The following is a 13,289-nucleotide window of genomic DNA, read 5'->3' as shown; positions in this document are numbered from 1 at the left end:
AGGGCTAACTAACCCAGACACCTACAGTTCCGATCCGTCCGGCCCTGCCAGGCTCCTCAGGTAATCTACCAGGCCCGAGTGATCACTGAAGACCCTGTCTGCTTCCGAAAGCTCTTCAGCGGGTACGTAAGTGGCAACTGCCACGCAATACATGCCTGCGTTTTTGGCTGCCTTTACCCCGAGAGGAGCATTCTCCACGACCATGCACTCATCCTTTCCTACTTCAAGCATCCCGGCAGCTTTGATATAAGGCTCCGGGTCAGGTTTCCCGTTCTCCACATCCTCCCCTGTAACGAGCACATCAAAAACATGAGGATAGAACTTTTCCATAAGGTCCTTCACGATGGTCCTGTCAGCACCGGAAGCAACTGCTATCTTATATTTATCCTTCAGTAAGCCCAGACATTCGTACATGCCGTCAAAACGCTTTGCCTGGTTATTCTTCATGAAGAGTTCCCTCTTTTTAGTAAGAAGTGCATCATAAATAGCTTCATCAGGCTTTTTACCAGCTTTCCTGAACATGATGTTTATCACACCGACGTGGTTGGAGCCTTCCACCTCATATATATCCTCTTTACTCACATCGATACCTTCATCCCTGAAGACCTGCACCCAGGCCTGCGCATGGTAAGGCATGGAATCCACAAGCACCCCGTCAGAATCAAAAACAATTCCCTTCAGCATATTGGACATTATTGTACCCATCTTAGAATAAGTTTGCCGGAAGCCATGCAAAAAAGCATGACTGGAAGGCAGAGATACATAATGAATAATAATTGCGGTTAATAACCGTTATATACGGGTAGTTAAATCTTAGATTGCATGGATTTGTTTACAGCAATAACTCTGGCGGTTTTTTTACCATTCATAATGGCTGCCATATTGCCTGCGGCGGAGAGGGTCCTGAAAAACAGGGTTGGCTGGTATGCAGCGGCTGTTGCGCTCATCTGCTTGCTCCTTGTGGCACAGGCGCTGCCTGCTGTGGTGAACGGAGAGACTGTGACAGGTTCTTTCCCCTGGATACCTTCCCTGCAAGTTGAGCTGTCTTTCTATGGGGACGGGCTGAGCGTGATGTTCGGCCTGATAGTCTCAGGGATTGGCATATTGATAATGTCATATTCCAACGAGTATATGTCAAAACGTGAAGACCTCTCACGCTATTACAGGTACCTGCTCATGTTCATGGGGTCCATGCTTGGCATGGTATTCTCATCGAACGCTATCCAGCTTTTTGTCTTCTGGGAACTTACAAGCATCACTTCCTTCATGCTTATCGGATACTGGCGCAATCGCCCGATGTCTGTTTACGGGGCCACCAAGTCCCTGCTTGTGACAGCAGGAGGAGGGATATTCATGCTTGCAGGCTTCCTGCTGCTGGGTATCATAACAGGAACGTTTGATATTGTTACGATCCTGCAGAACGGATCCATGATAGCACTGATAAAAGGGCATGAACTGTTCCTTCCTGCACTTGTCCTTATCATCATAGGGGCGGCTGCGAAATCAGCCCAGGGACCCTTCTATATATGGCTTCCGAACGCAATGGAGGCACCAACACCTGTAAGCGCATTCCTTCATTCGGCAACTATGGTCAAGGCAGGCATTTACCTTGTTGCCAGGATACATCCAATATTCTCCGGCACTGAAGCCTGGTTCGTCCTGGTCGGCGGCCTGGGGATCATCACCATGCTGGCGGCCGGTTTCCTTGCGTTCCGCCAGACTGACATCAAAGGTATACTTGCCTACTCGACAATAAGCCAGCTGGCATACATGATGGCAATGTACGGCTACACAAGCTACCAGTACCCCGGGATAGGAGTGACTGCTGCCACATTCCACCTGCTCAACCACGCAACTTTCAAGGCCTGTCTTTTCCTCGTTGCCGGTATCGTGGCGCATGAGACTGCGACAAGGGATATAACAAAAATGGGCGGGCTCCGCAAGGAGTTGCCTGCAACCTTCATCATTGGCGCAATAGCAGCACTTTCGATGGCAGGAGTGCCGCCCCTGAACGGCTTCCTGAGCAAGGAGATGTTCTATGAGAGTTCACTTGAAATGGGCCATATCCTGGGAGGGCCCTTCGAATACCTGATACCTGCTGCCGCAGTCCTTGGGGGCGCATTTACCTTCGCCTATTCCATAAGGTTCATTGACGGCATCTTCCTGGGAAAAAGACGCAGTGAGCACCTGCCCAAACATATGCATGAACCCACTCCGGTGATGCTCTTCCCACCTGCATTGCTAGCTGCCCTTGTTATCCTCATAGGCATCTTTCCGTCTGCTGCAGTGCATTATATCATCGAACCGGCAGCTTCAGGAATACTGCTTGAGGACGTGCAGCTTCACGTATCCTTATGGCATGGGTTCACTGCTGCACTTCTGATGACGATCATCACTTTTATTGCAGGTGCCGCCCTCTATGCAAGATACGGTGCCATCGCAGCCTGGCAGGACAGGGTGAGTGCACGCTACCCGGCCTGGAGCTTCAACAGCCTTTATGACAGGATCGTCAACGGGGCGTCGGGGAAGAGCACAGCTTTTGCAAAAGTGATGCAACCGGGCCCCCTCAGTCCTTATCTCATCGCCATGCTTCTGATATTCCTGCTCCTGAGCGCCGTACCTGTAATAATGATTGCAGGCACACTTATCCCGACAGAGCTGAACTTAGAAGTGCCTATGTATGAAGCAGTGCTTCTAGGGCTGATCATACTCGCCTCCCTCGGCACGGCAGTCCTCAGGAAATACCTGCATGCCATAATTGCAGTCTCGGCAGTGGGCTATCTTGTGAGCCTTGTGTTCATATACCTGCAGGCACCCGATCTTGCGATCACACAGCTGCTTGTGGAGACCCTTGCAACCATAATCTTCCTGCTGGTAATAATAAAAGTGCCCCAGACATTCAGGGAGAAGATCACAAGGTCTGTCCTGGCAAGGGACCTTCTTATCTCATCTGCGGTGAGTATTACAGTACTTATATTGCTGCTTAATGCGTCCCAGGGAATAGTATCACCCTTTGAATCGCTCTCATATTATTTCATAGAGAATAGCGTGCCACTGGCAGGAGGACATAATATGGTCAACGTCATACTTGTCGATTTTAGGGGATATGACACCCTGGGAGAGATAGTGGTGCTCTGCCTGGCGGGACTGGGAGTTTACAATCTGCTCAAAAGCAGGAGTGATAGCAAGTGACAACACTGATAGCCAAGACCATAACAAAGGCCTGTGTGCCCATAATCATATTGTTCTCTATCTCCCTGCTCCTTGCAGGGCATAACTATCCCGGAGGAGGGTTCATAGGCGGAGTGATGTTCACCTCTGCCATATCCCTGCTGTACATTGTTTTCGGGCTGAGGTATATGGACTCCCTTTATCGCTACCAGTGGGAAAAATGGTTTGCTGTTGGCCTGCTCATCTCTACCCTCACAGGTATCGGAGCCATGGCTTTCAGGTATAGCTTCCTGAGAAGCACTTACCTGACCGTCAGCCTCCCGCTACTGGGCGACATAAAGCTGCTATCGACGACCTTTTTCGACATTGGGGTATATCTTGTGGTCACAGGCAGCCTGCTTTTCGTGTTCAAGACCATGGGGGAGGACGAATGAACGACACCCTGCTCTCAGTATCCATAGCACTTGTCTTCGGCATAGCAACATTCATGATCCTGAGGAGGGATCTCATCAGGGTCGCCATAGGAATCACACTACTTTCCCACGCAACGAACATGCTTATCGTTTCAACGGGGGCCTTCCTTGGAGGCAGGACACCAATAATCACCGGTGATAAGGCCGTCAGCACCGGAGGTACCTTCATTGACGACTTGGCGACAGGAATTCTTGCCCCGGTAATTCCCGACGGGATAGAAATAGCCTATGTGGATCCCCTTGTACAGGCACTCACACTTACAGCTATCGTTATCAGCCTCGCCACCACTGCGTTCCTGCTCATACTCTGCTATAGACTGTACCAGGAGCAGGGCACCACTGACGTCAGCGAGATCAGGAGGCTCAAAGGATAATGGATATAATGCAACACGTCCCCATTATCATGATCATCCTGCCGGTTTTCTTCGCGGCGTTCACGGTACTCTTCAGATCAAAGTCAGGGCTGCAGAAGGCACTTAATGTAGGGGTGTTCGCACTGCTCTTCATCCTCAGCCTGCGCCTTTTGTCCTACGTGTGGGACAACGGCATTCTTGTGTATGAAGTAGGAGAATGGGGAAAATACGGCATACTGCTTGTGGCCGACCTCCTGGGTGCAGGAATGGTTGTTCTCAGTTCCCTTATATCCCTTATGGCTATGATATACGCCACCGATTACATGGACAGGAAAGCCCTGGATACCACATTCTTCCCTCTCTTCAATCTTATGGCTGCGGGCCTTAACGGCATATTCCTCACAGGGGACATCTTCAACATGTTCGTCTTCTTTGAGATACTGGTGCTCTCCTCATGCGGCCTTATAGTCCTGACAGGCAGGGGTGACCATACGAAGATGGCGGACAAACTGGAAGCCATATTCAAGTACCTGGTACTTAACATGGTCAGTATCACCCTGATGCTGGTCGCCATAGCCTCCCTGTACGCCACTGTGGGTACGCTCAACATGGCGGACATAGCAGTCAAAGTTTCATACCTTGCCGAGGCTGGAACACTTCCATGGCACTTCCACGTGATAGCAATGATACTTATCGTGGTCTTCGGGTATAAAGCGTCAATGTTCCCGCTGCACTTCTGGCTGGCGGACGTGCACCCTTCAGCCCCTGCACCCATCCATGCCATGCTCAGCGGAATGGTCATCAAGGTGGGAGTCTATGGCATACTGAGGGTCCACTACCTCATATTCAATGAGACCATGTTCATGCTCCAGCCCATCCTGATCCTGCTGTCCCTTATCACAATAGCTGTGGGAGCCACTTCAGCCATAGGGCAGTATGATCTTAAGAGGATGCTTGCATACTCAAGCGTGAGCCAGATCGGTTATGTGCTGCTCGGAGTGGGTATGGGAACTGCATATGCCCTGACGGCAGCTATTGTATATCTTGTCAACCATGCAGTTGCAAAGTCCATGCTCTTCCTGGCCACGGGCGAGACGCTCTATCATGCGGGCACAAAGGATATCCGGAAGATGGGAGGGTTCGCCAAATCGTCCCCTTTCCTGGGCTCCATATTCCTTATAGGAGCCATGTCAATCGCAGGACTCCCGCCAACCGGAGGGTTCTTCTCAAAGCTGGTGCTCTTTGATGCCGGCCTTAGCTCCGAGTATTATATTCCGGTTGCAATAGCATTGGTATTTGCAATATTCACGCTCTTCTACCTGTTCAGGACATGGCTTGCCATTTTCTGGGGAGAGATCAAGGATACTGACAACGCGGATGGCTATACCGAACGCAAGCCGACTGTCGCAATCAAGGTGGCACTCGCCCTGCTTGCCTGTGTGGTCATCTATATGGGAGTGTACCCGGAACACCTCCTGTCACTATCAGGTACCATAGCAGATCAATTGCTTGACCCGCAGCCATATATCACAGCCGTACTTGAGAGGAGTGTGCGATGAAACAGTATATAGCCTATGCATTGATCCTGGGGCTGGTCTGGTCCTTTGTCAGTGGAAATATCAGTGTGCTGAACTTCATGGTCGGATCAATATTAGGGTTGCTTATAGTCCAATCCCTGAAAAAACTCTACCGGCCTGATAAGGACATGACCTTCAGAAGCATTGCAGAGCATCTCCCAAAGCTCGCAGTTTACTTTGCGGTCCTGCTTATCGAGATCACAAAGGCCAGTGTCCAGATAGCGAGGATAATCCTGAGTCCGGGGATGGATATCAGGCCGGGTATTATTGCCGTTCCCATACGCGCAACAAAGGATGCCTCGATAACGGCCATTGCGAACACTATCAGCCTGACTCCCGGAACGCTTACCATCGATATATCGGATGACATGACAAAACTGTACGTCCATGCCATAGATGTCTCTGAACCTGAGGAGCTTAAACACTCGATTCGTGACAAGCTTGAAAAATATGTACTGGAGGCCTTCGAATGAACCTGCTTGATCTGGCTCTTGTGGTAATGACACTCTCACTGCTCCCCTGCCTGTACAGGATAGTATTCGGGCCGACAGTTGCAGACAGGGTCGTGGGACTTGATGCATTGACACTTGTTATAGTGGTTATCCTTGGTGCCTATTCATACGTCCAGGAATCGCCCTTTTTCCTGGATGCAGCCCTTGTGATGGCCATAATTGGATTCATTGGGACCATTGCCATAGCCAGGTACCTTGAAGAGGGGGAGATATTCTGAGCATGCTTTTCACCGCGATAGAGGTAGCAAGTAACATATTCTTCCTCATTGGCATACTGTTCGTGTTCCTGGGAATGGTGGGGCTGCTGCGCCTGCCCGACGTGTACAACCGCCTCCATGCCACCACAAAGATAGCGACGCTGGGAGCCTTCGGAGTCATGCTTGCAATAACGATCAGGACCGGCCTTTCGGCCATGGGCCTTAAGGCCATAATGGTGGGGATATTCCTGATCCTGACGGCACCCGTGGCCGCACATATAATAGCAAGAGCTGCACACCGGTCCGGTACCGAGCTATGGACAGGATCTGTGGCAGATGAATATGCTGAGGCCTGTGTAGCAAAAAAGGATGAACTGAACAGTGGTCCTGATAAAAGACTATAAAGGACAGTAAATCAGGCTTCAGGACAACTGCATTTTTACTACCTGCTGACACATGTAGTGCAACAGGCACAGCGAGTGAGAAAGCTCCACTCTGCTGAACGACAGTAATGAGCATAATATACTGATGGCACCTGTCAGTTAGATGCATCCGAAATATCCACGGTCCACATCTTTACTCCCTGCAATGATTGTGAGCGGGTTGGGGAGTGGGGGTTAGTGTGGGAGTGGGGTTAAAAACAGACCCGCTCACTTAGTGCATAGAAGACATTATCTTATATAAGTATTCCTATTTTGGTTTATCGAAAATTATGAAGGAAGAGCCACTGTTGAGATTAATTAACTATGATATACGGTCATTGCAGCAGGATCAAGCATACAAAAAACTTATCTGCATGACGGTGCATACTGGTCCCGGATAACATCCTTTATCAAGAAAGCCCGTTCCATGACCACTAGAACCCGAGTACTCGATACTGCTGAAAGCGATATTCAGGAAACCCTGAACGAAGCTGCAGCTATCATCAACCGTGGGGGGCTGGTGGCTTTCCCTACGGAGACGGTCTATGGCCTGGGAGCTGATGCACTGGACGCAAAAGCTGTACGGGCAATCTTCGAGGCAAAGGGCAGGCCTGCGGATAATCCTCTTATAGTGCATGTGGCTTCAAAAGAACAGTGTTCAGCACTCGCCAGGAACATTCCCGGGAAAGCCTTTGCACTCATGGATGAATTCTGGCCCGGGCCCCTCACATTGATACTGGACAGGACTGAGATCGTACCGGATGTAACCACAGGCGGACTGGATACTGTGGCACTAAGGATGCCGGATAATGAGATAGCTCTCGGACTTATCATGGTGTCCGGGAAACCACTCGCAGCTCCCAGCGCCAATCTCTCCGGCAAGCCAAGTCCCACCAATGCCCGGCATGTCATAGAAGACCTTGCAGACCGGATAGATGCCGTTATTGACGGAGGGAACGTGAAAGTGGGCCTGGAGTCAACGGTGATAGACATGACCCTGGAAGTGCCTGCCATACTCAGGCCCGGGGGAATCAGCCGGGAAGATATCGAGAGGGTCATAGGGGCAGTCGTTATAGGGTATGAAGACAAGGTCCACTCCGGATCGGCTGTTGTGCGCTCCCCGGGAATGAAATACACGCACTATGCCCCTGATGCAGCTGTTACACTTATTGAGGGGGAACATGAAATGGTCATCAGCAGGATACAGGAATTACTTGAGGATTCCCCATCCGGACAGCTCAGGATAGGATTGCTTTTAACGGATGAAGGCAATAAGATGATCAGCCATGCTGACCAGCTTGCCCTTGGCAGCAAGGACAGCCCAGGAGAGATCGCACTTAACCTCTTCTCGGGACTCAGATATCTGGATTCAAAAGGTGTAGACCTGATACTGGTTGACGGCTCTTTCAGTCACCTGGGCATCGGTGCAGCTGTCAGTAACAGGATACGTAAGGCAGCAAGCACGATAATAAAAGTCTGAGCAGAGAACACGGACGTGAGGCCACATGAAAAAAGAGAAGCAACAGGCATTACATGAAAAACAGCGAAATATAGCCATCCTTTACAGGAACAGGAAGCTGTTGAAGATAAATGTGATCATTTTAAGTTTGGGACTTGCACTATCCTACTTTGAGGATTACAGGGGTATTGGCGAGCCTTTACTATGGCTGGGAATAATCATCTTTGTCTATACGCTTGTAAGCAATTACATGGCAAGGGCAGCTCTTAAAAAGCTTTGACCCTCTGTAATATTCTCTTGTTGCAACATCCGTTTACACAAAAAAAGTAATAGAATCAACAGAAAAGAACACACATTTTTTAGCTCACGTCATAATATATCTTATGTAACTCTATTAAGCAGCAATATTTCTTACTGCTTTATTGCCGCACGCGCCCAATAAAATTTGGTGGTTGACTGTCCTCTGGAGAGAGCCAGAAGAACTGATAGAGTTACCACCAAGTACCACCTTACCGCGAAATACGATTCAAGAGACAGGTGGAGGAAGACGCCTGTCTCTATTTTTGCTTAAATGGCAGATTCAGCTGCTATACTTACCACTCAACCAAGCGTGTTCCTAGTAATCAATAGTACATGCTGTTTATATCCATATATACATATCCCGTTGTACCAGGAGCAGCAGATTGATGTATTCCAGCCGCTGTGGAGTTTTCCAAAGCCTGGCCTGAGTCCCGAGTAACTATGTTTGCGATCATAGATAAGTAACTTAGATTCGTACCTGTTTATTAGATTAAATTCCGTATATTGTACCGGGGTTAGAAGAAAGGTATTGGCCGGGATAAAGGGGAAAGGCGGCGCAAAGGCCGATCCTGTCCGCATCGATTCAGTATTAAGGGTTACAGTAACCCCCATTCTGAACTCAATGCTGTGGGATCGGTCCTTTGCAATATAAGGTACTGTGCTACAAATACGTCCGATGCCTCCGACTTAAAAGGGCCTTCATGCAAGTTCTTCGTATCGGAATGCAGAGCATCCGCAAAACATAGTTCAACCTGAACCTCACTCCACCTAGATAATCAAACGGAGATGTGATTCATATCAGAAGAAGCAGAACTGCCATCAGCGTGGAAATATTAAGGGCTGCTATGGAAGGAGCAAAAAAGACCCACATAGTATATCGTGCAAACCTTAACTTTGAGGTTGTCAATAGATATCTCACCATGTTAGAGGAAAAAGGACTGATCGAAAAGAAAGACAGCCTCTATGTGACAACAGAGAAAGGAAAGGAATTCCAGGAGATTGCACAGGAACTCGGATTATGACATACAGAAGTAGCACTGCAGATACTTGTCTCAATTCTGGTAAACGTTGCTTCTTTTGAAAACAAGGTTCGTGTCAACCTGCGTCCGTAGTTGCTACTACCGGAGAGGCCCTTTCCTGCTTTCCTAATACCTGGTTTTGAACACTCATGCAAGTAAACCGGTCGTAAATACAACGGTTTATAAGGAACTCAATACCTTTTTAAGTCATAACCAGTATTATCCTATTCAATATTTTACATACTCATGTTTTTGAATTAATCAATGTCAAAGGAAGGACCATACTTATGCTGGAGATCAACAATCTAACAGTCGAGGTCGGAGGCCGCAGGGTACTGAAAGGTGTGAACCTGGGAGTCGATGTAGGCTATACGAATGTCCTGTTCGGCCCGAACGGTGCCGGCAAATCCGTGCTCCTTATGACCCTCATGGGGTTCAGCGGCTATAATGTCGTAGGAGGAGAGATCATCTTCAAGGGTGAGGACATCACCCGCCTGTCTGTTTCCCAGAGGGCCCAGATGGGCATGGGTATCATGACCCAGAGACCGCCCAATCTGAGCGGCGTAAAACTCCATGATCTCCTGAAAGTGATAGCAAAGGACCCTAAGGAGACAGAGGAACTTGCAGAGTCCATTGATATGGTAAGGTTCTTTGACAGGGATGTCAATGTAGGTTTTTCAGGCGGCGAGATCAAGAGATCCGAACTCCTCCAGCTCTCCGCACAGAACCCCGATATGCTCCTGCTCGATGAACCCGAGTCAGGGGTCGATCTTGCAAGTATCGAGCTTCTGGGAAAGACCATCAATACTCTCCTGAACAGGGACTGCAAATGTCCCGGAGAGAAGTGCAAGCATGGAAAATCAGCGCTTGTGATAACACATACCGGGCAGGTCCTGGACTATGTGGAGACCGACAGGGCTTTCATACTTTGCAATGGAACAGTCGTATGCTCGGGCAACCCGCGTGAAATGCTCAACGAGATCAAGGAACAGGGATATGAGGAGTGTATCAAATGCAAGCTGATGGAGATATGAGAAAAAAGGCAGAGGATGCCCTCAGGAAGAGCGCCGCATATGGTGAGGACTTCAATCTTGATGAGTACGGCGTGGGAGCAACAGAAGTCCCCTACGCAGAAAAGCTGACAGAGCTTGCGGAAGAGGATAAAAGGACACTTCTTAACGTGGGCTTCACCCCGGGGGAAGAGAACAGGTCAGGCAGCCTCATAATGATCGATAACGCCATAGCCCATACATCCCTGCACAACAGCGATGCGGTCGAGCTGATGTCCCTGAGGGATGCAATGAAAGTTCACGGCTGGGTCAGGGATTATGTCTGGAAGCTTGTAAAGCCTGATGCTGACAAGTACACGGCCATGAGCTACCTACAGGAAGCAAACGGATATTTCATCAGGGCTCCGGCAGGCAAGAAATCGAAGATGCCTGTGCAGACATGCCTTCTGATAGGCTCCAAAGAAGTCTCACAGACCGTCCATAACCTGATCATCGTGGAGGAAGGGGCGGAGCTTGAGGTCATCACCGGCTGTTCCACAAAGCATGGAATAGAGAAGGGACTTCACCTTGGCATCTCCGAGATGTATATCAAGAAGGGAGCGACTCTCAATTTCACCATGATCCACAACTGGGCAGACCAGATAGGCGTCAGGCCAAGGACGGTGGTGCACGTTGAAGAGGGCGGCAAATACATCAGCAATTATGTGACCCTCAAACCGGTCAGGTCCATCCAGTCATATCCCACGGTAGTCCTGGAAGGAAAAGGTGCTTTCACAAGATTAAATACGATAGCGGTAGCCCATGCTGGGTCGGAGCTCGATCTTGGAAGCAGGGTCATCTTCAACGCAGAGGATACGTCGGCAGAGCTTATCTCAAGGACCATTACTACCGGCGGCATATCTGTCGCCAGGGGGGAGATGATAGGCAACGCCAACGGGGCCAAGGGTCATCTGGAATGCCACGGGCTTGTGCTGAGCGACAGGGGCACCCAGAGGGCGATACCCATACTTGAAGCGAACGTCGAGGATATAGAACTCTCCCATGAGGCTGCAGTCGGCCGTATTGCCAGGGAGCAGATAGAATACCTGATGGCGCGCGGCCTTTCAGAGGAAGATGCCATCGGCATGATCGTGAGGGGATTCCTCGATGTGGGCATCCAGGGAATACCCGATGAGCTGAAGGCGGATATCGACGCAACCATAGCAAAGATAGGAGAGAACGCCATCTGAAAGAAGATCAACGGATTTAACGCTCATAAGAGGATACCAATGAACACAAAAGCAATAAGCCTCTTTCTGGCTGTCATTATGCTCATGTCCATAGGGACGTACTTTTTTGCCGGCCCGCTTTCCAAGCAGAGCAACAACCAGAACGATGCATCACAGGCGCCTGGGTTTGATACTATACCAGGCACTAAAGTAAATCACCAACTGAACTCACTCCAGGACGGGCTGAGCATGACACCCGAAGGCGTTACTGTAGCAAGTTACGTAGATTATTCAAGAGTATATGGAACGCCACTTGAGGTGCTGGCACCTAATATCACGGACGTGTACTCAGTTTATGGTTCGATGATAGTCAAAAGATACGCTGCATATAATAACACAGAGGATTTCGGATTCGAGGCCCATGTGATATATCCTGAGGTGATAAACTTTGAGTACATGCTTGCAGAGCAGCCATATAATGGCTATTACCTGTTGTCCCGCAACGGCCAGATATACAATATAGTAGGCAGCCCCATGCTGCTGGGACCGCAGGATTCGCTTCAGCAGGTAATCGATGTAGCATCCGGGAACCTCGAAAGCTCCAGGGACTTTGAAAGGATAATGCCCTACATCGAAGCCGGTGCTGAATACCAGATGCTCACTTCTGCAGACACTGTCGCCGGACAACACTACATGGAGTTCAGGGCTGCAGATGAAGGGAACACCTATACAAGGACCGAAGTATTTGTCGAGCCGCAGCAAAGCCTGCTTGAGAACATAAGTGCTCTTGAGGCAAACAGTACGGAGCGCGGCCTGGCATACAATGTGACCAGCTACGACAGCGATAATGTGACAAAGGTCATGATCACGACCAATGCAACAAACTTCTATAACCTGGCACTTGAACAGCTCCGCTGAGCAGCTGTCAGGTGCAGGTGCCCGGTGAGATATTAGTCTCACCTCATTTTTTATGTAGCCTCTCTTTTTGGCACAAGGTTTATACCTTAATAGAGTGTTTTGGAATCAAATCGCCATTTGCCGAAAGATATATATCCGAATGTAGCGATTGATAGCCATTACCTTGGCATATAACAGTGTCAGTTAGTGATATTAATTTGTAGCAATCATAAGGCCAAATTAGTTTCAGGATACTGTCCTGATCTGCAATGAATAATGAAAAACCGCAGTTTTTCGCGGTTTCGAAGGAGATTAATAATATGGCAGCAAAATTTGACGTTCCGGAAGAATTAGCAAACAAAGCACTTGAGAGCGTAGAACTCGCAAGGGACACAGGAAAACTGAAAAAGGGCACAAACGAAGTGACAAAAGCAATTGAGAGAGGCATTACAAAGCTCGCGGTAATTGCAGAGGATGTAAGCCCTGCTGAAGTCATCGCCCACATCGCACCACTCTGTGAAGAAAAGAACACTCCGTATATATTTGTCAAGCAGCAGAAGGAACTTGGAGCAGCTTGCGGTATAGGTGTTGCCTGTGCAGCCGTAGCAATCATTGACACCGGCAAGGGCAGCGGACTTGTTGAAGACATCGCACAGAAAGTAAGTGCATTGAAATAATCTGATACGTGAGG

Annotated in this window: 15 protein-coding genes; 14 read left to right on the top strand and 1 reads right to left on the bottom strand. The window is 49.2% G+C overall.

Features of this window, described 5'->3' with window-relative positions:
• Positions 1 to 21 precede the first annotated feature (21 nt).
• Positions 22 to 693: an HAD family hydrolase gene (locus tag PV02_RS08850; RefSeq protein ID WP_342765632.1), complete on the bottom strand. Its 672-nt coding sequence runs from the start codon at positions 691 to 693 to the stop codon at positions 22 to 24.
• A gap of 177 nt (positions 694 to 870) precedes the next feature.
• Between PV02_RS08850 and mbhE the strand changes: the two genes are divergently transcribed.
• The 14 genes from mbhE to rpl7ae all read left to right on the top strand — a co-directional run bounded on the left by mbhE (position 871) and on the right by rpl7ae (position 13,275).
• On the top strand, positions 871 to 3,192 hold the full coding sequence (mbhE, locus tag PV02_RS08845; protein ID WP_425438349.1) for a hydrogen gas-evolving membrane-bound hydrogenase subunit E: 2,322 nt from the start codon (positions 871 to 873) through the stop codon (positions 3,190 to 3,192).
• Positions 3,189 to 3,605 (top strand): MnhB domain-containing protein, encoded by a 417-nt coding sequence (locus PV02_RS08840; RefSeq protein WP_256623008.1) that lies wholly within the window; start codon positions 3,189 to 3,191, stop codon positions 3,603 to 3,605. The genes mbhE and PV02_RS08840 overlap by 4 nt, the downstream gene beginning before the upstream one ends.
• Positions 3,602 to 4,018, top strand: a complete 417-nt coding sequence (locus PV02_RS08835) for an NADH-quinone oxidoreductase subunit K (protein WP_256623007.1) — start codon at positions 3,602 to 3,604, stop codon at positions 4,016 to 4,018. The genes PV02_RS08840 and PV02_RS08835 overlap by 4 nt, the downstream gene beginning before the upstream one ends.
• Positions 4,018 to 5,556, top strand: coding sequence for a proton-conducting transporter transmembrane domain-containing protein (locus tag PV02_RS08830; protein ID WP_256623006.1), 1,539 nt, complete (start codon positions 4,018 to 4,020; stop codon positions 5,554 to 5,556). The genes PV02_RS08835 and PV02_RS08830 overlap by 1 nt, the downstream gene beginning before the upstream one ends.
• Complete coding sequence (locus PV02_RS08825; protein WP_256623005.1) at positions 5,553 to 6,047, top strand: Na+/H+ antiporter subunit E; 495 nt, start codon at positions 5,553 to 5,555, stop codon at positions 6,045 to 6,047. The genes PV02_RS08830 and PV02_RS08825 overlap by 4 nt, the downstream gene beginning before the upstream one ends.
• Positions 6,044 to 6,304 (top strand): cation:proton antiporter, encoded by a 261-nt coding sequence (locus PV02_RS08820; protein WP_256623004.1) that lies wholly within the window; start codon positions 6,044 to 6,046, stop codon positions 6,302 to 6,304. Before PV02_RS08825 ends, PV02_RS08820 begins: the two co-directional genes overlap by 4 nt.
• 2 nt (positions 6,305 to 6,306) lie before the next feature.
• Entirely contained in the window at positions 6,307 to 6,687 is a 381-nt protein-coding gene (gene mnhG, locus PV02_RS08815; protein WP_256623003.1) for a monovalent cation/H(+) antiporter subunit G, read from the top strand.
• A 445-nt stretch (positions 6,688 to 7,132) separates the two neighbouring features.
• Entirely contained in the window at positions 7,133 to 8,185 is a 1,053-nt protein-coding gene (locus tag PV02_RS08810; RefSeq protein ID WP_256623002.1) for an L-threonylcarbamoyladenylate synthase, read from the top strand.
• Between the two features lie 25 nt (positions 8,186 to 8,210).
• Positions 8,211 to 8,444 (top strand): hypothetical protein, encoded by a 234-nt coding sequence (locus PV02_RS08805; protein WP_256623001.1) that lies wholly within the window; start codon positions 8,211 to 8,213, stop codon positions 8,442 to 8,444.
• A gap of 808 nt (positions 8,445 to 9,252) precedes the next feature.
• The gene (locus PV02_RS08800) at positions 9,253 to 9,486 is read left to right on the top strand and encodes a winged helix-turn-helix domain-containing protein (protein ID WP_256623000.1); all 234 of its coding nucleotides are present in this window, start codon (positions 9,253 to 9,255) and stop codon (positions 9,484 to 9,486) included.
• A 284-nt stretch (positions 9,487 to 9,770) separates the two neighbouring features.
• Positions 9,771 to 10,517: an ABC transporter ATP-binding protein gene (locus PV02_RS08795; protein WP_256622999.1), complete on the top strand. Its 747-nt coding sequence runs from the start codon at positions 9,771 to 9,773 to the stop codon at positions 10,515 to 10,517.
• Positions 10,496 to 11,722 (top strand): SufB/SufD family protein, encoded by a 1,227-nt coding sequence (locus PV02_RS08790; RefSeq protein WP_256622998.1) that lies wholly within the window; start codon positions 10,496 to 10,498, stop codon positions 11,720 to 11,722. The genes PV02_RS08795 and PV02_RS08790 overlap by 22 nt, the downstream gene beginning before the upstream one ends.
• 39 nt (positions 11,723 to 11,761) lie before the next feature.
• The gene (locus PV02_RS08785) at positions 11,762 to 12,619 is read left to right on the top strand and encodes a hypothetical protein (RefSeq protein ID WP_256622997.1); all 858 of its coding nucleotides are present in this window, start codon (positions 11,762 to 11,764) and stop codon (positions 12,617 to 12,619) included.
• Positions 12,620 to 12,918: 299 nt separating this feature from the next.
• Positions 12,919 to 13,275 carry a 50S ribosomal protein L7Ae gene (gene rpl7ae / locus PV02_RS08780; protein ID WP_256622996.1) on the top strand — a complete coding sequence of 119 codons (357 nt, stop codon included), beginning with the start codon at positions 12,919 to 12,921 and terminating at the stop codon, positions 13,273 to 13,275.
• Positions 13,276 to 13,289: the final 14 nt, after the last annotated feature.

This window comes from Methanolobus chelungpuianus, from assembly GCF_024500045.1.
In the GTDB taxonomy this organism is placed as follows: Archaea; Halobacteriota; Methanosarcinia; order Methanosarcinales; family Methanosarcinaceae; genus Methanolobus; species Methanolobus chelungpuianus.
This window is presented reverse-complemented; position numbering and strand designations above follow the sequence as displayed.

Excerpts from the sequence above, each read along its gene's own strand:
- PV02_RS08795 (WP_256622999.1), top strand. The coding sequence starts at position 9,771 with ATGCTGGAGATCAACAATCTAACAGTCGAGGTCGGAGGCCGCAGGGTA.
- rpl7ae (WP_256622996.1), top strand. The coding sequence starts at position 12,919 with ATGGCAGCAAAATTTGACGTTCCGGAAGAATTAGCAAACAAAGCACTT.
- PV02_RS08850 (WP_342765632.1), bottom strand. The coding sequence starts at position 693 with ATGTCCAATATGCTGAAGGGAATTGTTTTTGATTCTGACGGGGTGCTT.
- PV02_RS08825 (WP_256623005.1), top strand. The coding sequence starts at position 5,553 with ATGAAACAGTATATAGCCTATGCATTGATCCTGGGGCTGGTCTGGTCC.
- PV02_RS08785 (WP_256622997.1), top strand. The coding sequence starts at position 11,762 with ATGAACACAAAAGCAATAAGCCTCTTTCTGGCTGTCATTATGCTCATG.
- PV02_RS08820 (WP_256623004.1), top strand. The coding sequence starts at position 6,044 with ATGAACCTGCTTGATCTGGCTCTTGTGGTAATGACACTCTCACTGCTC.
- PV02_RS08805 (WP_256623001.1), top strand. The coding sequence starts at position 8,211 with ATGAAAAAAGAGAAGCAACAGGCATTACATGAAAAACAGCGAAATATA.
- mnhG (WP_256623003.1), top strand. The coding sequence starts at position 6,307 with ATGCTTTTCACCGCGATAGAGGTAGCAAGTAACATATTCTTCCTCATT.
- mbhE (WP_425438349.1), top strand. The coding sequence starts at position 871 with ATGGCTGCCATATTGCCTGCGGCGGAGAGGGTCCTGAAAAACAGGGTT.
- PV02_RS08830 (WP_256623006.1), top strand. The coding sequence starts at position 4,018 with ATGGATATAATGCAACACGTCCCCATTATCATGATCATCCTGCCGGTT.
- PV02_RS08835 (WP_256623007.1), top strand. The coding sequence starts at position 3,602 with ATGAACGACACCCTGCTCTCAGTATCCATAGCACTTGTCTTCGGCATA.
- PV02_RS08790 (WP_256622998.1), top strand. The coding sequence starts at position 10,496 with ATGCAAGCTGATGGAGATATGAGAAAAAAGGCAGAGGATGCCCTCAGG.
- PV02_RS08810 (WP_256623002.1), top strand. The coding sequence starts at position 7,133 with ATGACCACTAGAACCCGAGTACTCGATACTGCTGAAAGCGATATTCAG.